11 protein-coding genes are annotated in these 20,507 nt (G+C 41.0%); 7 read left to right on the top strand and 4 right to left on the bottom strand.

Going from position 1 to position 20,507, the window contains the following annotated elements; all coding sequences use genetic code 11:
- The first annotated feature begins 118 nt into the window (after nucleotides 1-118).
- From VCM39_RS04975 to VCM39_RS04965, 3 genes are all read left to right on the top strand, one after another.
- On the top strand, nucleotides 119-481 hold the full coding sequence (locus VCM39_RS04975; protein WP_195349826.1) for a BlaI/MecI/CopY family transcriptional regulator: 363 nt from the start codon (nucleotides 119-121) through the stop codon (nucleotides 479-481).
- A 12-nt stretch (nucleotides 482-493) separates the two neighbouring features.
- On the top strand, nucleotides 494-2,650 hold the full coding sequence (locus VCM39_RS04970; protein WP_322933123.1) for a TonB family protein: 2,157 nt from the start codon (nucleotides 494-496) through the stop codon (nucleotides 2,648-2,650).
- Nucleotides 2,651-2,864: 214 nt separating this feature from the next.
- Nucleotides 2,865-3,602: a class I SAM-dependent methyltransferase gene (locus VCM39_RS04965; protein WP_322933124.1), complete on the top strand. Its 738-nt coding sequence runs from the start codon at nucleotides 2,865-2,867 to the stop codon at nucleotides 3,600-3,602.
- Nucleotides 3,603-3,736: 134 nt separating this feature from the next.
- Here the strand turns inward: VCM39_RS04965 and VCM39_RS04960 are convergent, their stop codons facing one another.
- Genes VCM39_RS04960 through ruvA form a run of 4 tightly spaced genes read right to left on the bottom strand, consistent with a single transcriptional unit; the run spans nucleotide 3,737 to nucleotide 12,901 of the window.
- Nucleotides 3,737-3,874 (bottom strand): hypothetical protein, encoded by a 138-nt coding sequence (locus tag VCM39_RS04960; protein WP_221649594.1) that lies wholly within the window; start codon nucleotides 3,872-3,874, stop codon nucleotides 3,737-3,739.
- Nucleotides 3,875-3,876: 2 nt separating this feature from the next.
- Nucleotides 3,877-4,866 (bottom strand): DUF3843 family protein, encoded by a 990-nt coding sequence (locus VCM39_RS04955; RefSeq protein WP_255585550.1) that lies wholly within the window; start codon nucleotides 4,864-4,866, stop codon nucleotides 3,877-3,879.
- Nucleotides 4,867-4,916: 50 nt separating this feature from the next.
- On the bottom strand, nucleotides 4,917-12,308 hold the full coding sequence (gene sprA, locus VCM39_RS04950) for a cell surface protein SprA (protein WP_322933125.1): 7,392 nt from the start codon (nucleotides 12,306-12,308) through the stop codon (nucleotides 4,917-4,919).
- A complete protein-coding gene (ruvA, locus tag VCM39_RS04945) occupies nucleotides 12,305-12,901 on the bottom strand; it encodes a Holliday junction branch migration protein RuvA (RefSeq protein ID WP_195349839.1) in 597 nt (198 codons plus the stop codon). Before ruvA ends, sprA begins: the two co-directional genes overlap by 4 nt.
- Before the next feature lie 156 nt (nucleotides 12,902-13,057).
- Between ruvA and VCM39_RS04940 the strand changes: the two genes are divergently transcribed.
- The 4 genes from VCM39_RS04940 (at nucleotide 13,058) to VCM39_RS04925 (ending at nucleotide 20,055) form a co-directional block, all read left to right on the top strand.
- On the top strand, nucleotides 13,058-13,957 hold the full coding sequence (locus VCM39_RS04940; protein WP_221649591.1) for a diaminopimelate dehydrogenase: 900 nt from the start codon (nucleotides 13,058-13,060) through the stop codon (nucleotides 13,955-13,957).
- Between the two features lie 157 nt (nucleotides 13,958-14,114).
- Nucleotides 14,115-16,133, top strand: a complete 2,019-nt coding sequence (locus VCM39_RS04935) for a DUF3857 domain-containing protein (protein WP_002562442.1) — start codon at nucleotides 14,115-14,117, stop codon at nucleotides 16,131-16,133.
- Nucleotides 16,134-16,145: 12 nt separating this feature from the next.
- A complete protein-coding gene (locus VCM39_RS04930) occupies nucleotides 16,146-18,137 on the top strand; it encodes a DUF3857 domain-containing protein (protein WP_322933126.1) in 1,992 nt (663 codons plus the stop codon).
- A gap of 7 nt (nucleotides 18,138-18,144) precedes the next feature.
- Entirely contained in the window at nucleotides 18,145-20,055 is a 1,911-nt protein-coding gene (locus VCM39_RS04925; RefSeq protein ID WP_289293110.1) for a DUF3857 domain-containing protein, read from the top strand.
- Nucleotides 20,056-20,507: the final 452 nt, after the last annotated feature.

Raw genomic sequence — 20,507 nt, 5'->3', positions numbered from 1 at the left:
AATGCAAGTCACTTAAATAGACTTCCCTATATAAATCATCTCTTTAGTTTTTATTAACTACAAAAATTAGTTTATCAACTAAAACTTTTCGTTCTTTGTCTTAAACATAGATAAAGTTATGAAAGGACTAACAGCAAAAGAAGAAGAGATCATGGGTTTTTTCTGGGAAAAAGGCCCTTTGTTTGTAAAAGAGATGCTGGCTTTCTATAATGAACCGAAGCCACATTTCAATACACTGTCCACCATTGTCCGCGGACTGGAGGATAAAGGTTTTCTTGCACACAATACTTATGGCAATACCTATCAATACTATGCTATCGTCAGTGAAGAAGCTTTCCGTAAGGGTACTTTAAAAAATGTCATTAGTAAATATTTCAATAACTCTTACCTCAGTGCAGTATCTTCTCTGGTCAAGGAAGAAGATATCTCTCTTGATGATCTCAAGCAGCTCATTGATGAAGTAGAACGAGCAAATAAATAAAAATCGAATACTATGGGACTCTTTTTTGCCTACATACTCAAATCGGCTATTTGCCTGGCATTGTTCTATCTATTCTACAGACTGTTGCTAAGCAAAGAAACCTTTCACCGCTTCAACAGGATTGCCCTGCTCGGGATTCTACCCCTGTCATTGCTCATCCCTCTGATTGAGGTCACTACTACGCAGCACACCGAAATGGCAAAAACGATGCTCACCCTCGAACAACTTCTGATAATGGCAAATTTCTATCAGGATACAGTCAGTGTTACTACTCCTGTAGAGGCTAATAGCAATACATTATCGGGCATACAGATAGGGCTGATTATTTACCTTGCAGGTATTCTGTTTTTTGCCTGTCGAAATCTCTGTTCACTCACCCGATTATTACTACTGCTCCGTTCGGGTAAAAAAGAGAAATATCACTCCGGAATACAGGTTATCACGCATAATAAGGAGATAGCCCCTTTTAGCTGGATGAAATATATCGTTATTTCACGTACTGATCTCGAGGAAAACGGGCGTGAAATACTCATCCACGAAACAGCACACATCCACAACCGTCATTCTATCGATTTACTGATAGCAGACGTCTGCATATTCTTCCAATGGTTTAATCCCGCAGCCTGGTTACTGAAACAGGAATTGCAAAACATTCATGAATATGAAGCAGATGAAACGGTTATTAAAGAAGGCGTCGATGCAAAACAATATCAACTATTATTAATTAAAAAAACTGTCGGCACAAGGCTCTACTCTATGGCCAACAGCTTTAATCACAGTACACTTAAAAAACGTATCACTATGATGTTAAAAGAAAAATCCAATCCATGGGCACGCTTAAAGTATCTGTATGTACTCCCGTTAGCAGCCATTACAGTAACAGCCTTTGCCCGCCCCGAGATCTCTGAAAAAGCTGCAGAGATTTCAGCCGTCAAAGTTAATGATTTGACAGCAATTGTAGAAACGAAAGTGGCAGAAAATATTCCTTCTGCTGAGAGTAGCGTAGTAAATCCAACAGTTATTCCAGCACCTTTGACCGTGAAGGATACCGTGAAAACAAAGCAAAAAGAGGCCGTTATCGTTACTATCTCTTCCAAAGAAGACGCTCTATCAGAGATGGAGGAAATGCCAGAGTTTCCTGGTGGTACAGAAGCCCTTAAGGAGTATCTGGATAAAAACATGAAATACCCGGCCGAAGCCAAAGAGAAAGGCACACAAGGGCGCGTTATCGTACAATTTGTAGTAGATGCAAAAGGGAAAGTGACTTCTCCTAAAATCGCACGTAGTGTAGATCCTTCCTTAGATGCAGAAGCCCTCCGGTTAATAGAGAATATGCCGCAATGGACCCCCGGCAAGAAAACAGACGAGAAAGGAAAAAGCAAAGCAGTAGCTACCCAGTACACCCTTCCTATAGCATTCCGCCTGGACGGGAGCACTTCATCTTCCATTAAAGAAAATTTTCCAATTGAAAAAACAGACTATCCGCTCATTATCGTAGATGGCAAAGAAATTAGTAATAATATGATGAATGCGATAAATCCGGACTGGATAGAATCTATTTCTGTACTGAAAGATGCTTCGGCAACTGCTATTTATGGTGCACGCGGAGCGAATGGTGTTATTCTGATAAATTTGAAAACCAAAGAAGAATATGCGGCCCAAAAAGAAAAACCAGCAAAAACTTTAGGTGAAAGATTAGATGCCCTCTATCAAGAAAATAATGTGAAAGCTAAAGACGTTTCCTATTTTCTGAATGACAAACCTGTTTCTGCTACAGAAATCCAGGCACTGCGCCCAGAAAAAGGTAACACATATGGAGTAAAAGTTATGGATGTATCCGGAAAAACGGAAGTAAGAATAATAACCAGATCAAATGATACAGGAATACGCATCCGTGGGGTTCGTGGAGAAGTTCAAAGCGTAAATATGCCCTCTGACGGAAAGATCAGAATAGCAGGTAAAGTACAAGACACAAGCGGTAGCCCTGTAGTAGGTGCCAGTGTACTTATTGAAGGAACCACCATCGGCACTGTTGCAGACCGTGATGGAACTTTCGTACTGGATGCCCCTAAAAATGCAACTCTTTCTATCAGCTATATTGATATGAAAACAGCGAAAGTAAAAGTAGAGAACACTACTCCACTTATTGTTACTCTAAAGGCTGATTAATAAACAAATACTCTCTCTCTTAATTGTTTCAACAAGGAGTGCCGGACATAGGAGCCGTCATTCCTTGTTTCATTTTACAAATGAAACTGTTTGATGCCAATGGCCCTTAATCTATTTTTAATCTCTTCAGACTCAGAAAGAGATTAATTAATTTTTGCCGGCAAGTCATCGAATGCTTCCGGATTTTCTATCTTTGTCCAAATTTCAATAAGATATGAAAGAGAATAAATACGATGACGAGAAATTCTTCAACCAATATAGCCAGATGTCACGTTCGGTAAATGGCTTGAAAGGTGCAGGAGAATGGCACATACTAAAAACAATGTTACCGGACTTCAAAGGAAAACGTGTATTGGATCTGGGCTGCGGTTTCGGCTGGCACTGCCAATATGCTATCGAACAGGGTGCTACATTTGCTTTGGGCATAGATATTTCTCAAAACATGATAGAGGGTGCCAAAGAAAGAAATGCTTCTCCCGCTATAGAATACCAATGTATGGCTATTGAGGATTATGATTTTCCTTCCGAATCTTATGATGTTGTTATCAGTTCACTGACATTCCATTATCTGGAATCATTTGGCGATATATGCAAAAAGGTATACAAATGCCTTAGACAGGGAGGTACATTTGTCTTTTCTGTGGAACACCCGGTCTTCACAGCTTACGGTACTCAAGACTGGTATTACGATAAAGACGGAAAACCTATACACTGGCCTGTAGATAACTATTTCACAGAAGGAAAACGCAAAGCTGTCTTTCTTGGAGAAGAAATTACTAAATTCCATAAAACACTAACCACCTATGTAAACGGATTACTCCAGGCTGGATTTCATATCACCGGATTAATAGAACCGGAACCGGACAGAGAGTTGTTCGGAGTCATTCCCGGTATGGAAGAAGAATTACGCAGACCAATGATGTTACTGGTTTCGGCTACAAAAGTGTACTAAAATAAAAGTACAGATGAACGCTAATTAGCGCAGATACAATTTTATCTTTGTGCAGATTAACGTTAATCTGTGTTTCTTAAGCTATACATGCCGGAGCTTTATCAGACTTTTGACACAACCCCTGATTTAGTACATTATTTCACCCGTCTATTCAGTTGATTGTTCGCCTTAGCGGGTTTTGACTTTCCAATTCGTTTCCCGGTAGGCTTTGCCTTTCCGCTACTTTTAGGACGGGAAACACCAGAACGGGTATTATTATTTCTTATCGTCATAACTATGTTCCTTCGTAATATTCACCCAGAAAGTAACGGGCAATAAAATCCCAGTTCTTTCCTAATATTTCTTTTCCATTCTCAAACGGCAACCGGATATCAGGGAACAAATTCTGTTCTACACCATATTTCAACAAATCAAACGGGCAATAACCCTTATCCGTAAACAACTTATAGCCCTCTTTTACTGCCATTTCCTTATCGTATGCCACTTCATTACGCTTATCACAAAAGAAGTATGCTACGCCAGGTGCTACGAGAATTCCTTTGGGATTGGCAAAAACAACCGTATTACCAAACTCCGCATCCAGCTTATTCGGTATATCTGTCCGACTCCAATGCAAATGTTCCACAAAGAAAGTCTCCATCTGTTCATAAAGCGGGAAATACATAAGTTGCTCCCCTCCCGTAGCAGCCAAAAACAATCTCACGCTTTCCGGTAAGACTGTATCCGTCTGTATAGAAGGTATTTCTGTTCTTTCCTTCAACAATTGCTCAGAAGGCAATACCCAGTCATCGGAAGAAATTTCACAAATTGGTGCTTGTTCAAAAACAATATCCATTGCCTCATACACATTATTTGCCAATTCCAATATCTTTTCATCAAAAGGATTGGCAATGACTGCTTCATCATCATCATTTGAATTAAGCTTCCACAGTACAAAGGCAATGTCCACTTCATTTATTTCATCAGAGACATAATCTACCGGAATTTCATAAAAAGGAAGATTACGACCATATAACTTATAACATAAATCACTAAAACGTCTCCAGCCACCATCATTCGCAATACTATCTTCCAGATATATAGTAAGCAGGAGAGCGGCATTTTGTATATTTTCCGGTGTTTTATCTGCATACAACCGGGAAGAAGCGATCAGTGAAAAAAGCTCATCAGCAAATCGCAGATACCACCCATCAGTAGAGGTAATCCTTGTACGGGAATGACTTCGTAGCCATGAGGACATTGGTATCTTTCTATTTTTTATCATACTATACGTTTATTTTTTACGTAGACAAAGGTAATGATTTTCAAGACATACTATCGCGTGAGTGAGAACTTCAGACGCATACCGAAGTCAGCACTGGTCACCGGATAAGAGGAAGCAGACACAAGCGGGGTATTCTTCTGACGGTCATAATAGAGACTCACACTAAGTAAGCGGCTGAGCGTATAATCCGCAGAGAAAGATATCTTGAGTGCTTTGTTACCACTGGTAGCCTGCGTAGTGACTTGCTGAATATCCCGGCAAAGTGCAAACTGATTACGGAAAGATACATCCGCACGCAAAGCAAGGTCATTACTTATTTTATTCTTAGAGTTCTTCGTATTACGTCCGGGGAAAAGTTCCAATCCCATAATCTTATAACCCATGCCTACCACAAAATCCTTCGTTCCACTCTCTACTACCTGATTGGCAGCAAGGCTAAGATTCAGAATACGCGTAGTCTTGTACTCCACTTTGGTAGTGATACCATTTTTAAAAGTAACATCCACTCCAAATAAAGGAGAGAATTGCTCATTGATAGAAACAGCTGAAACATCGTATATAGATGAAGGAACAGGGATACCAGTTTGTACATCATCCACAAATCCCAAATCGCCCATATAACTATGGAAACTCTGGAAAGTACTATAACTACCCACACTATAAGTACTACGATAGCCATGAGTCAGAGTCACACTCTTAAAGTACTTCTTAAAAAATTCAAGTTTACTCAGTCCGCTATAAGTTATACGCCAGTTAGGCATCATCGAGAGTATTCCCGGAAAAATATCCAGCGAACTTTTACCCGCATCCCTACCCGTATAAGCCGCCAGAAAGGCAGGTATCATTACACTCGAATTGTATTTACTAATGCTATTAAAGGTCTGTGGATAATGCTCCATTCCCGGAAGAGAAACACCTTGATACAATTGTTCTACTCTCTTTTGAATCACATCCAGATTTCCTAAGAAACGATTGAAAGAAGACGAGGAATATCCATTGGATGGATTATGACGTTCAAAAGAGCTACCAATCGTTATAACAGTCATATTAAAGTTACCACTCTGTACCTCAGGCATTCCATCGTACATAAATTGTATGGAGCGGGAATCATTACGTGTACGCCCTGCATTAAGGTCTATCTTCAAATCACGCAGAGGCTCCAGAGTCATGCGTATCTGTAGATCTTCCTGGGCATTAGTCGTAGCAGGCTCTATATTAGAATTATTCTGAATAAGCCAGTTATTCCGGATTGCCTTATCAATATAATCATCACCTGTCATACCAAAAGCAAAATCAAGACCGGGAGCGAAACCGGAACTCCCTCTCGTTTGCCCAAGCATATCCCCTATTTCGGGCTGGAAACCCGGTAAAGTCATAGCATATGTATTCTTATATGTAATGCTTACATTACGCACCATCATAGCAACACGTGCTGCCGATTGTGCAATTTTATACCAGGGGTTATCCTCTGGCTTCGGCCCTTGGATAGCCGTCAGCTTCACCCGGACACTGTCTCTGGTTTCAATACGAATCGTGTTAGCATCTATCACCTTATAGCGGATAGGATAGCGATCACCATCAACCGTCAGTGCTGAAACCTTAGGCTTTTTCGAACCTAAACTGTGGCGAACGGTTATAGTGGTATCTTTCTTCAACTGTATCTCTTTCTCATACCGTTTAGGCTTTGCTTTCTGACGACTATCGGGACGACGCGTCGAAGAGGTAGTAGCAAAACGGCGGTTAGTCTCTTTAAGAAAAGGTACCTTATTATACAGAGTCTCCAGATTGAGACGGCCATTCACATCAAAAGTCCGTTGGTTTGCAATTGTATTACCCATTTCTTTCCCATCAGCTAGAGAAACACCACGATCCCAGCTATAAGAAGAATTAAAACGCGTATCTGCTGTCATCCAGTCTGTAACAGGGAACTTATCAAACGGCAATTTATACGTAGCATTAAATGTCTGCTGATAATCAATCGGACGTCCGAAACTAAGCAGACTACGCCGTATTGTATCTTTCTTTGCTTCATATTCATCCGGTTCGAGTGTTCTGTTCACTACTCCGTAAGGTTCTTCTATCTCAGCATGGGTAGCTGATGTGAAGTTCATACGAAGATTTTTAGTCAGATCCCAACGCAAAGAGAAATCACGATTCCAAAGAAAATCCTTTGCCACACTAACAGGTATTTCCGCCGGATCACTCAAGTTCTCCATATCACGCAACTGAAGCTCATAGTAATGCCGGTTCATATCTGTATTGAAAGAAATATTCTGCGGCAGATAGCTTAAGTTGAGTTCTTTAACGAACTTCATCCATTTTGATTTACTCTTCAGTCCTTTGAACGGTTCCCAGGCTTTATACACAGGCGCATAATTGTAAGAAAGCGCTCCACGCCAGTCCGTTTCGTTCTCATAGACAGTAGTACTACCCTGATTATGTCTGTTCGTGCGACTATAGCTCATTGTGAAGTTCCCCGGATCATAAGGCATCGGATTCTTACTGGTAACTCCCACACGCATATTACTCAAACTAAAATTCTTATAGGTCGTTATCGTATTAGCGATATTACGTAATGAATCTCGTTCGGCATTTGTAGACAAAGCATCCAGCGCATCTTTCAACAGCATATCCTGATCCAAGGGATTATACTTGGGAGAAGTCTTCTCACGGGAATATGAAAAATAGACCGGAGCGGTAAGTTTCACAGCCTTCGGGAAAAAACGTCCCAACTCAAACGTAGTAGTAAACTGGTATTGATAATAATCATCCAGGCGACGTTCGCTTACACTCTGTTCCAGTCCACCAAAACCGGCAGTCTCTACATGTCCCGCCATACTGATACTTCCAAGATCCGACAACTGCACATTCATATTTCCCTGTGCTGCCCAGCCACCCTCTTCGTCAAAATCGGACAGACGCAATTCGTTTACCCAGATTTCGGCCGATTTCTTGGCGCGTGAATTATTACGCACACCAATCATCATCGTCTTCACCTCTGCAAGTGACGGATTACCTATGATACTTACCTTATTGGCTGGTTTGTCGGGGTCATATTCAGAATAAAGCTTTCCATAACTTACCCCCGAAAGCGAATTATTCTTTGTTTGGTTGCGCTTTTTCTTTATGTCAGTAAACACAGAAAGTGCAATATCCAACATATTGTCTTTAGGCCATACTATCAGTTTATCAACATCTGAGTCTCCATTATAATTGCCTGCCGGAGTTAGCTTCAACGGGATTTCGTATTCATAAAAGTTAGAGCTATAATCGGAACCCAGACGAATGAAAACAGATAATTCTCCGTCTTTAGGGTCAGTTACATCACCTGTTAAAGCCCCGGCATGAGTGAACATCTTCAACCGGCGGTACTGGCGCATATCCATTGTAGAATTTTTGTAAACAGCACGTGCATCACCCGGCGCAAGGTTTTCAACTTTCAAGCTCATAGCCTGTTCATTTTGCTGACGCAACTGTGGTTGTCCCGGATCAATAACACGACTAATACCCGGAGGCATTACATAGTTAATAGGTGTCTTATCTCCATTCTCTTCAATATTAACAGTTGAAACATCCAAAGTACCTGTCACTGTAGGTGCAGGATTTTGAAGGTTATATAACGGATCTGTATACGTACGCCAATCACCACGCACCAGTTCAAGAGTGGCAAAACGCAAAATTACAGGTTTAGAGAACCCGGTAAGGAACATACGCATAAACCGTATCGACTTGAAATCTCGGATACTTCCGACAGGTGTACCGCTGCGCACAGGCACTTTAAACTGATACCAGGTCACCTCTTCCGTTTGGCCGTTACGCAATTTCACTTTAGTGACACGCTTATCGGTAATATTGTTCGTACCCACTTTCAATTCAGAAGGAGTCAGATGAATACGATACTGGAAATATTTTTCTGTTTCCGAAAGTGTATTATCTTGATTAATATCTTCTATATCAGGAGAAGTCTTAGCAGCCGTCGGATATCCCTCAGGAGAATCTTCATTAGCAGCCGAGTTCCCTTCGGTATTATTGATATATTTATAACGTTCGAGAATACTCTTCTCCTCAGCATCGTAATCGGAACCCCGGAAATAATGATATTTATCACCTGCAGGCGACTCGTAGAACTTTTCAAAAACAGAAGCATTCAACTTTGGCCGGATTTCTTCCAAATACTTAACATAAGTAGGATAAGCACGTTCATCTTCTACCGAAAGTCCATTCAATCCGACATCCTGTTTTTTACGTGCTCCTGCCGTATTATCAAAAGCATATACAAGGCTACGATCTTTAGGAACACGCCCCCAGTTTGTATAGTCTACTTTTGATTCATCACCATCAATAGGCAAACCATTTTCAAAAAACTTCCTACCATCTTTCAGGATATCCTCAGATACATCTCCCAAATTAAGATACAGATATCCGCCCTCTGTTGTACTCCGGGCGTTTTTTCTACGTGTATTATCCGCTCCCGGTTCATCTCCATCTGCATAAATAAAAGGATCGAGCAACCAAAATTCAACATATTCAATATTGGCCTTCTCAAAATCGGTTGTTTCAATCTTACGCATCATACCTCCCCACCGCTTTTCCGGTTCCAGCAAGTTACCATTTTCGTCAAGGTCTCTGTCCAGATTGTAAGGGCCACGTTCCTGAGGGTAATAAGCCACATTCAATATAGACATAGTAGATGCTTCCATATTATTCAACTCCTTTTTAGGATACAGCTCAGATTCGTACACCTCACGGACATAGTGATTGGAGAGTTGATCGAGGTCATTCTTAATGTGTGTCGGAGTAAGTGAAGAGTTACGGCGCGTAAATAATCCGTCGATATGATACCATGCCAATAAAGCACGATTCTTTCCATAGGGAATACTATCAGACAATCTCGATTCGGGAAACAATTCGAGATTATCAGGTCCCGTTGCCTTAAAGGGCGTAGAAGAGAGTTGCCAATACAAAGGCTGATGCAAATCGATACCACTTTGTGCACTCTCAAAATCATCTATATAAGAAGAATTGTCCTGCAATCCTCCCCCATGTCCCGGAAGAAGCTGAGCAAATTCCAATCCGAGATTAATATTGGAAGGAGCAGTAGCCTCCACAAACGGTAACTTATCTACCATATTAGTTAACCATTGGCTCTCACGTTTCCAGGAGGTATTCAACCCCCACAAGGTGTTCGATATAGGTTCGTCTCCCATAGCCACTTTGGTAGTCAGCGGCTTCTCTTTCAGATACATCACAGTACCTCCGAACTGGAAATCAGGCGAAAAATCATACGTAAAGTTCAATCCCAACATTGTCTTACGCTGCATATTATAAGACGTATTGCTTTCGAGATTTACACTGATAGGAGTCCCGGCATCAATAATACTCTGATTGAGAATCGTAACTACTCCCATTGTATAATCAACCGAATAGTCGGAATTTTCAGTTAGTGTCCGTCCACCGGCCGTAACACGTACCGATCCCCGTGGCACATTCATCGAACCAAGACGTATTTCATTGGCAGACGAAGCACGATATTCACCTTGTAAACGGAATTTATTCTTCTCAGCCAACTGACGCGCTACGGTAAGAGTAGAGTCATATAATTCCTTGAAAACATATTTCTTAGCAATGTTCGGATTATCAAATTTTTTCTCCAGATACGATCCAAAAGGCTCTACTACCGGGAAAAAGATACGGCCATTCTGTGCATTAACCGTATATCCCTCTACAAAATCGAAAAATCCGTCACCTCCGAGCTGATTCTTACTATTCAAGCGATCCAGATTCATTACTTTAAGTAAAGGTATCTTATTGATCTTACCCTCCGGAATATAACGTAAATAAACTCCGGTGGTGTCACTCAGATAAGTGATATTTAATGTAAATTTTTCTTTCTGTACCTGATAGGCATTCAGTGAGTAAACGTTCTTCATCATCAAGTCCCAGCAAGCAGCATCCGGAGAGTTGGAAGTATTTTTTAACAGTTTAACGAAAAGACAGTCGGACGTCTCCTTGATATCGGATGAAAATTCACCAACCTGATAGGTCTTTCCATTAATAGTATAATCAAAAGCTACAGCAAGTACTTCATCTGATTGTAGAGTCTGCTTTAAAGAGATGTAACCTAAAGTAGTATTCACCGTATACTCCGAGGAGGTCAACAACCGGGCCGTCTCTATCTTTTCATAGTTCATGCCGCTTTCCATCCCAGGAATTGATCCTATCACAGAATTTACTGCACTTATATTACGTGCAGCACTATAGGTGCTTGTCATCTGCTGATAAAGATTATTATCACCATTAGCAGGTGGAAGGGTGTCCTTAGAGATTGCGATCCACGAAGCTCCCTTACTAATATAGGCTTGAGACTCTCCTAAATCCGTAAAAGCTACAATATTACGCGGGTTCTCATAATTACCTCGTTTATTCGTTACCCAAACCTCAACCCGGTTAATTTTCACTCCGGAAAGAATATTAGGTAATTGTGCCATATTACGGTCATACGTATCGCGAAAATAGTGTGCCAGAAAGAAGTGCCGGTTCTCATCATATTCATCTGCTGAGAAATCAAAAGGAATGGTCTGTGCCCCTCCTTTACTATTAACGGTTTTTGATTCACTCTCCTGCTGGCTGATCACTGTTTGCAACTTTAACTTTCCAAACTGTAAATCGGCACGCACACCAAACAAAGAAGTAGCACCGCGTATCAACGAGTTGCCGGTAGTCATACTCACGTTACCCGCTTCAAGCAGTTTTATTATCTCATCCTCTTTGCCCTCATATTTCAGTTTCAGTTTTTTACTATCGAAGTCAAAAGTAGCGTCCGTATTATAATTCATGTCAAGGTTTACCTTATCTCCTACCTTACCGTTGACATTAATATTAATTTTCTCATCGAAATCAAATCCCCAGGTTTTACGCATACTTTCAGGCAAAGTAGGGTTCTGAACATTGTTGTACTTTACTCCAAAACTGAGTTCAGCACTTCCCTGAGTACGAATCTGAACACCACCCGGACCAAATATTTTTTCAGCCGGACCAAGATTAAATTTCATATTCGTAAAGTCAAACTCCTCTTTTCCCTTAGAAAATACGGAGTCATTACGCTGACGGTAGTAATTCTGCATGGAGCGTTTCATACTCCAGTCTAAGTACTCAGCGGGAGTCATTATGATAGGAACGTCCATTTCCTGCCCACCGATAATAGTACGGATCAAATAGCGGTTAGTCAATGCATCATACTCTACCTTTTCCTCAACAATGGGCATAGGTTGCAGTATCTGCGCTGCAACAGGCAAACTACCTAAAAATAAGAATAATATGACAATGAAATAATATACCAATGTACTAATATGCCAATGCGCCAATGTGCCAATGAGTCTGCGATATAACAGCACAGCACATTGGCACATCGATACATTGGCATATTGGCACATCATTCTCATAATCTCTTCAAGGCCAGTTTTATCACTTGTTCTACAGCAGCATCGGGTTCTTCCTTCAAAATGGCAAGTACTACCTTTTGTGAGGGAGCCGCAGCAAACCCAAGCATCGTCAGTGCAGCAACAGCTTCTTCCTGTATTTCGGTATTCATGGCAGACAACAAAGTACTCTGCCCTCCCCCTGCTACAGGGGCAGCAGTCTTTATTTTGTCTTTTAAATCTACAATCACACGCTGTGCAGTTTTCAATCCGATCCCCTTCACCGTCTTCAGCAAATTAGCATTCTCCGTACTGATAACATTAACCAACTCCGACGGCGAAAGTGCCGAAAGAATCATTCGTGCCGTATTGCCACCAATACCAGATACAGAAATCAACAACAAAAAGAGTTCACGTTCCTGCTTGTCAGCAAAGCCATACAGCACATACGCATCTTCGCGAATGGCTTCATAAATATATAGTTTACAAGTGTTTTTCCCTTGAATCGCAGAGTATGTATTTAATGAAATATTCACGGCATACCCCAAACCGTTACAATCGATTATTGCTGTTGCCGGACTAAGTTCGGCAATCTCGCCTTTGACGTATTCTATCATAATACTTTATTAACGCACGCGCACGACAAATATTGTGCTTCACTAACCTTGAGTAACAAAAACTAACTTTAACAACCATTTCACCGGTAGAAACAGAAAAAATGATTATTTTTGCAGCATAAAGAAAGAAATATGTTAAACGAAACCCATAAAAGAATGAAAAAAGTAAGAGCAGCCATTGTTGGTTATGGTAATATTGGCCGTTATGTACTGGAAGCCCTCCAGGCAGCCCCGGACTTTGAAATAGCAGGTATAGTTCGCCGCGCAGGAGCTGAGAACAAGCCAACCGAGCTAAACGATTATGCCGTAGTAAAAGATATAAAAGAACTGCAGGGAGTAGATGTAGCTATCCTTTGTACCCCTACCCGCAGTGTAGAAACATACGCCAAAGAAATTCTGGCATTAGGAATCAATACAGTAGATAGTTTCGATATTCACACAGGTATTACTGCGCTCCGCCGTGAGCTCAGCGTTTCTGCAAAAGAGCACGGAGCTGTATCTGTCATCTCAGCAGGTTGGGATCCGGGTAGCGATTCCATTGTACGTACTATGCTGGAAGCTATTGCTCCCAAAGGTATCACTTATACAAACTTTGGTCCGGGTATGAGCATGGGACATACCGTAGCAGTAAAAGCTATTGACGGTGTAAAAGCTGCCCTTTCAATGACTATTCCTACTGGAACCGGAATCCATCGCCGTATGGTATACATCGAACTGAAAGATGGCTACAAGTTTGATGAAGTGGCTGCTGCAATCAAATCTGACGCTTATTTTGTAAACGACGAAACTCACGTACAGCAAGTGCCTAACGTCGACGCACTTCTTGACATGGGCCATGGCGTAAACCTAACCCGTAAAGGGGTATCCGGTAAAACACAAAATCAGTTATTTGAATTCAATATGCGCATCAACAACCCTGCTCTGACAGCACAGGTTCTGGTTTGTGTTGCCCGCGCTTCCATGCGTCAACAACCGGGATGCTACACGATGATTGAAATTCCCGTAATTGATCTTCTCCCGGGCGACCGCGAAGAATGGATCGGCCACTTGGTGTAAATAATAATAGCCAGACTCTGTATTTATACAAAGGGATTACTCTTTTTTCGAGTAATCCCTTTTCTTTTTACTTCTTTTTTACAAAAAAAATACTGAAAATAACCGTTATTATATCTTTTTACATATATTTGCAATATTAACAAAAACGCAAATAGCTATGAAATGCACACTAATTATACTATTTCTGCTATTCTTCTGCAGTCTGCACACCTCCGGACATACGATAGAGCCGACCCTGAAATTCGGAAAGCCATCGGATGAAGAACTAAAAATGACTGTTTACGAACCCGATACTACAGCAACAGCCATTGTATTATATGATATAGGGAAAAGCAATTACAGATATACTAATAATGAATTCGTACTTATCACACAACGTAGTGTGAAAATAAAAATACTAAAGTCGGAAGGCAAACAATATGCCGACATCAATATCCCCTATTACGCACCGGAACAAACATCAGAGAACAGAGATAATATCTATGATCTGGAGGCCTATGCCTACAATCTGGAAAATGGTAAACGAGTAAAGACAAACACTAAAAACGACTTTATCGTACGAGAGCGTATCAATGAACGGTATATGCAACTCAAGTTTTCCATACCTGCCGTAAAAGAAGGAACCGTTATTGAATATCGTTATAAACAGGCATCCGATTATTATCTTCAACTGGAAGACTGGGTGATGCAAACAGAAATTCCTACAATATACAGTGAATACAGTATCCTGATACCCAATATCTTTATCTTCAACATCGAAATGCAAGGCAGAGACCGGATAAAAGTAAAAGAGAAAGACGGTGGATACACAATAGAACATACTACTTTAGGAGGATTGGGACAAGTCAAGAAAACTCTCTCGGTACACGCACGCGAACTCACTTTTACCGCACACCATCTTCCGGCACTACCCGATGACGAAGAATATATATGGTGTAGCAATGACCACAAGGTAAGCGTTTCTTTTGATCTGCAAGGAGTGAAACAAGGCGAAAATTATAAGTCGTATACTCAAACCTGGGAAGATATTGATAACTTCTTACTGAAAGAAGATTTTGAAGATTTCGGCCAGCAGCTTTTCCTGTTTAATCCTTACCGTGATGAAATGGCGGCATTACAACTAACAGATATGCCATTTGAAAAGAGAGTAGAAGCCATCTTCAAATTACTAAAACAGAAAATGACATGGAACGGAGAGTACAAACTCTATAGCCCCGATCTTAAAAAAACGATAAAAAAAGGAACAGGAAGTAATGCCGACCTTAATTTTATCTTTATAAATATGTTACGTGATTGTGGCATTGAAGCATGGCCCGTAGTATTACGTATGCGCAATACGGGAAGGCTTCCCATTCATTACCCATCGCTACAAAAACTAAACACTTTCGTGGTTGCCATACATACTGACAAGCAAAAGAATATCTATCTTGACTGTTCTATGCCGGAAGCTTTCCCAAATGTATTGCCCGAAAAATTAACCGTAGAAAAAGCCCGTATCATTAACAGATTAAGTGACCAAGAAAAGTGGGTAGACCTCACCCGGATCCCTAATAATACAATTAACATGACGATTCGTGCGACATTGACACCCGAACATCTGCTCAAAGGAACACAAGAAATTAAACGTACAGGTCATTTTGCATTCGACCGTATCAATCAGTACAGACAAGCTAAAGATAGTATAGATTTCATCAGAAAACATGAAACCCAAAATGATTGCCACATAATAAATTATACACAAAAAGAGATTAATGCAACCAATTCCTCTGTTTACGAAACTATAGAGTTCACCCGAAAAGCAGACAATACCAACGGAGAATATTTGTATATCAATCCGATGTTATTTACGCACATCAGCAAAAATCCTTTTATACAGGCAGATAGAGTAATGCCCATAGATCTGCCTCAAACCTATATGTACACCATAACAAACACCCTCATATTACCTGAAGGATATCAAATAGAAGAGATTCCCAAAAGCCAGATATATATCACCGAGAAAAAAGGGGTCAGTTGTCATTATTATGTAGAGAAAGAGGAGAAAGTTATCCGACTGAAATATATGTTCATAGTGAAACAGCTTCACTTCGAACCGGCAGAATATCCTAACTTACAAGCATTGTGGGCCGCCACTGCCGAAAAAAACAATGCACTCATTGTACTCAAAAAACTTTAAAACATATAAGAAATGAAGCGCACACTATTCATTGTTATCGCCTGTTTCATAACAAGCGGTATTTGTGGACAAGAGACAACGGTCCCGGAGGTTAATACGAAATTCGGAAAACCATCGGATGAAGAACTCAAAATGACAGTTTATGAACCGGACACCACGGCCGCAGCTGTAGTACTCTGCAAGAAGACGAATGTTTTCTATGATGTTGTCAACAATGACTTCCGGATCAACTACATTTATGAAACTAAAATCAAAGTACTCAAACCAGAGGGAACCTCTTTTGCCGATGTTGTTATACCTTATTATGAAGATAAGAAAGGAAGTTCCATGAAAGAGATAGTAAGTCAGATAGATGCCTTCGCCTATAATATAGAGGAAGGTAAAACAGTACGTACGAAGATGAAACGGGAATTCATCTTCAAAGAACGGCTCAATGACAAATACATGCAAGTCAAATTCTCTGTTCCTAACGTAAAACCGGGAACCGTCATTGAATACAGATATAAGATATTATCTGACTTCTATTTCCATATAAATAACTGGAGTGCCCAACAGTCTATTCCTGTTCATTATACAGAATATGATATCACCGTGCCCGAATATTTCAAATTTAATTTGGACATGCACGGAACAGAGCGACTGCAAACCGAGGACGAAACAGTTGGCGTCAATCTCGTTATCGGAGGACAAGTATTTCAATGTAACGGCCGGCATTTGTGTTTCAAAGGTAACAAGCTACCGGGCCTGCATGACGATAATTACGTCTGGTGCGTAGAAGATTACGGTACACAGGTCAATCTTGAACTGGGTGGGCTTGATTTTCCGGGAGCACTCTATAAATCATTTACCCAAACCTGGGAGAACATAGATGAAGCATTACTGAATGACAGTGAATTTGGCGGACAACTTAAAATACAGAATCCATATCGGGAAGAAATGGCTGCCTTAAACTTAGATAACTTAAAAAGTAACGAAGATAAAATAGCTGCTATTTATACTTTATTGAAGAAGAAAATATCCTGGAATGAAGAATATGCACTTTATGGAGGTAAAAGTAAAAAAACAGTAAAAGAAGGTATAGGCAACAATGCCGAAATCAACTTCATCCTAATGAGCATGCTCAAGGATGCGGGTATTCCCTCTTTCCCGATAGTTATGAGCCGTCGCAGCATGGGAATACTTCCTTATGCACACCCTACCATACAGAAACTGAACACCTTCATTGTAGGTATAGCCAACACAGACAGTACACTTGTCTATCTGGATGGTTCAGTAACCAATGGCTACCTGAATGTACTCCCTCCCGTGCTAATGGTAAACCGGGCACGGGCAATAATAGGAGGCCGCCAAAGCAGATGGGTCGATTTGAGTCAAACCTGTAAAAATCAATTACGCTCCATGGTAAGTGCAGTAATCAGTCCGGATGGCAAAATATACGGTAGCCGTAACACAAGCTATATGGGACAATATGCCTCTGCCTTCAGAAAAAAATATCAGACAGCCAAAGACAGTACCGAATTTGTAAACGGACTGGCATCGAAAGAAGACGTGAAAATAAGTGTATTCAATGCACAAGGTATCAACAAATTCTCTCCGCAGGTCAAAGAGACTATCATATTTGAAAAACAGGCTACCGTTAACGATAACTTCATTTATTTGAATCCGCTTGTATTTCTGCACACAGAAAAGAATCCCTTCACTCAAACCGAACGAAAGCTTCCTGTGGAATATCCCCATGCAGAACAAATCACATTGTCCGTTAATCTGACCATACCCGAAGGATATGTAGTAGATGAACTGCCGGAGGCACTACAGGTAAAAACAGAAGACGGCCAAGGCATGTGTCGTTACAATATTGCCGTACAAGGCAATAAGCTAATAATCAATTACATCTTCAATTCCAACAAATTGCTTTATCTACCAACGGAGTATCCCGGGCTACATCACTTCTGGAAAGTAATAGCAGAAAAGAATAATGAAACAGTAGTACTAAAAAAATTGTAAAGCGATCATGACAAGAAACAAATTATACAGTAGTATTCTGTTACTCTTGCTTGTACCATTTGCCATGCGGGCGCAGGTAGACATTACTCGTGACGCCTACTCCGTTGTACAAAATGCCTCCACAGAGATCATCTGCGAATCGGCTACAAGTGCTCTGCAAAAAGAAAGTTATACTATCACCATTCTTAATGAAAAGGGACGGGATGCTGCACACTTCTTCTGCATGTGTGACAAGTTTCGTTCTCTGCGAAAATTCTCCGGAGAGATTACAGACCCGACCGGTAAGGTCATCCGTAAAATTAAGAAATCGGATTTACAAATGACCGAATACTCTTCGGGGCTAACCAGTGATGACTATACCTATTATTACGAGTGTAACCTCCCACGCTATCCGCTTACGATAAAATATGAATGGGAAGTGAAATGCAAAGATGGGCTAATAGCCTATCCGAATTTTGTTCCTCAAAAAATGTACAATCAATCGGTAGTGAAGGCTGTATATAGCCTCCGGACTCCTCAAAATATGATTACCCGTTACCGGACAATCAATACTCAGGCAAATGTTACACAAAAAACAATGCCGGATGGAAACACCCTCACAGAGGTATCTATGGGACCGATAGCCGCCCTCGAATATGAACCATTCGGTGCATCACTATCCGAGCGTATCCCCCGGATTTATTTTTCGCCAGGGCAATTTACCTTTGATGGCACACAAGGAGATATGAGTACCTGGCAATCATACGGTGCATGGCAAAACGGCTTACTTACGGGACGTGACCAACTGGCCGAACCTATAAAAACAAAACTGCACGAATTAACAGTCCATTGTACAACTCCCCGCGAAAAGGTACAAGCCATCTATAACTACCTGGCTACCACAACGCGCTATGTGAGTATCCAGTTAGGTATCGGAGGATTGCAGCCCATTGCAGCAGCTGATGTCTGCCGTGCAGGTTTCGGCGACTGCAAAGGATTATCCAACTACACCCGTGCTATGCTAAATGAGCTGGGAATCTCTTCTGTATATACTGCCATCAGCACGGATAATGAACGGTTACTGCCCGACTTTTCCAGTGCCAATCAGATGAACCATGTCATCCTGCAAGTTCCACTCCCCGGAGATACGCTTTGGCTGGAGTGTACCAATCCGCAATTACCTTTTGGATATATACACAGTGACATTGCCGGACACGATGCTCTCCTCGTTACACCGGACGGAGGTAAACTTTACCGGTTACCCTCCTATCCCGATTCACTTAATACACAAACAACAATTGCCCGAATCACGCTTACCCCCACCGGAGGGGCCAAAGTAAAGGCTTGTGAAACCTCCTGTCTTTTCCAATATGAAAGCATGATAGGCATTACCCGACTTGACCCCGCCCGACAAAAAGATCATTTGCGCTCTAATATCAATCTGGTACAGGCAAACATAAGTGATGTACAGATAACCGAGAAAAAAGATGCAATCCCCCAGATTGATCTGCAATACGTGGTGGATACCGAGCAATATGGAAATAAGACAGGCAACCGACTATTTATTCCTGCCAATATCTTTCGTAAGGGTTTCACCACGCCCGAACTCAAACAACGTATTCAGGACGTTCATATCAACTACGGTTATCTGGATACAGACAGTATTCTTTTGCAGATACCGGAAGGATATGCCATAGAATCTCTTCCCAAAAGCTATAAAGCGAAAAACAAATTCGGCACCTTTAGCTCTTCTTTACAGGTGAAGGGTAAGGTAATATATATTGTACACCGTTTATTAATGCACAAAGGCGTTTACCCTAAAGAATCTTATAAAGATTTTCTTGAATTTCGCAAGCAGATAGCAGGACAATACAATAGTAAGATTATCTTAAAAAAAGAGGTGCTTCCCGCACAGGGAGGTGCGCCAAGCGATGGTTAATTGAAACTCTGTGAAATTCTGTGATTCTATGGTGAGTTTAGTTCATTAGAATCTATTTTGTGCAAAATGGTGTTTGTCATTACCATCAGTTTCTTTTTCCGGTATCAATAAAGCTCTGTCTCATAGAGGAACGTATGATGCCTCGGTGGGCAACGTTGTTTTAGATGTACATGTAAAGCAGTACGACATGTACATGTGGGACAGTACGACATGTACATGTGGAGCAGTGAAACATGTACATGTAAAACAATACTGCTCACCGGGAAAAGGAACGTTCCTTTCTGAGAAAAACAAAGTACGACACCGGGCAACGGTGACGATGTCGTTTAGGGACACTTCCGCTACCGAAAAGATATACCCATAACCTTCGTTACTGTACGGTTTTGAGTGTATTTCACCACAGAGTAACACAGAGTTCCACAGAGTAGTATTTATCTGATGAAACGCGGATT

It is taken from the genome of Bacteroides mucinivorans (assembly GCF_034654355.2).
Taxonomy (GTDB): domain Bacteria; phylum Bacteroidota; class Bacteroidia; order Bacteroidales; family Bacteroidaceae; genus Bacteroides; species Bacteroides nordii.
The sequence above is the reverse complement of the archived record's forward strand: the minus strand, read 5'-3'. Positions and strand labels throughout refer to the sequence as shown.

Bases quoted from the DNA above. Each gene is read 5' to 3' on its own strand.
- VCM39_RS04975 (WP_195349826.1), top strand. From the start codon at position 119: ATGAAAGGACTAACAGCAAAAGAAGAAGAGATCATGGGTTTTTTCTGG.
- VCM39_RS04970 (WP_322933123.1), top strand. From the start codon at position 494: ATGGGACTCTTTTTTGCCTACATACTCAAATCGGCTATTTGCCTGGCA.
- VCM39_RS04965 (WP_322933124.1), top strand. From the start codon at position 2,865: ATGAAAGAGAATAAATACGATGACGAGAAATTCTTCAACCAATATAGC.
- VCM39_RS04960 (WP_221649594.1), bottom strand. From the start codon at position 3,874: ATGACGATAAGAAATAATAATACCCGTTCTGGTGTTTCCCGTCCTAAA.
- VCM39_RS04955 (WP_255585550.1), bottom strand. From the start codon at position 4,866: ATGATAAAAAATAGAAAGATACCAATGTCCTCATGGCTACGAAGTCAT.
- sprA (WP_322933125.1), bottom strand. From the start codon at position 12,308: ATGAGAATGATGTGCCAATATGCCAATGTATCGATGTGCCAATGTGCT.
- ruvA (WP_195349839.1), bottom strand. From the start codon at position 12,901: ATGATAGAATACGTCAAAGGCGAGATTGCCGAACTTAGTCCGGCAACA.
- VCM39_RS04940 (WP_221649591.1), top strand. From the start codon at position 13,058: ATGAAAAAAGTAAGAGCAGCCATTGTTGGTTATGGTAATATTGGCCGT.
- VCM39_RS04935 (WP_002562442.1), top strand. From the start codon at position 14,115: ATGAAATGCACACTAATTATACTATTTCTGCTATTCTTCTGCAGTCTG.
- VCM39_RS04930 (WP_322933126.1), top strand. From the start codon at position 16,146: ATGAAGCGCACACTATTCATTGTTATCGCCTGTTTCATAACAAGCGGT.
- VCM39_RS04925 (WP_289293110.1), top strand. From the start codon at position 18,145: ATGACAAGAAACAAATTATACAGTAGTATTCTGTTACTCTTGCTTGTA.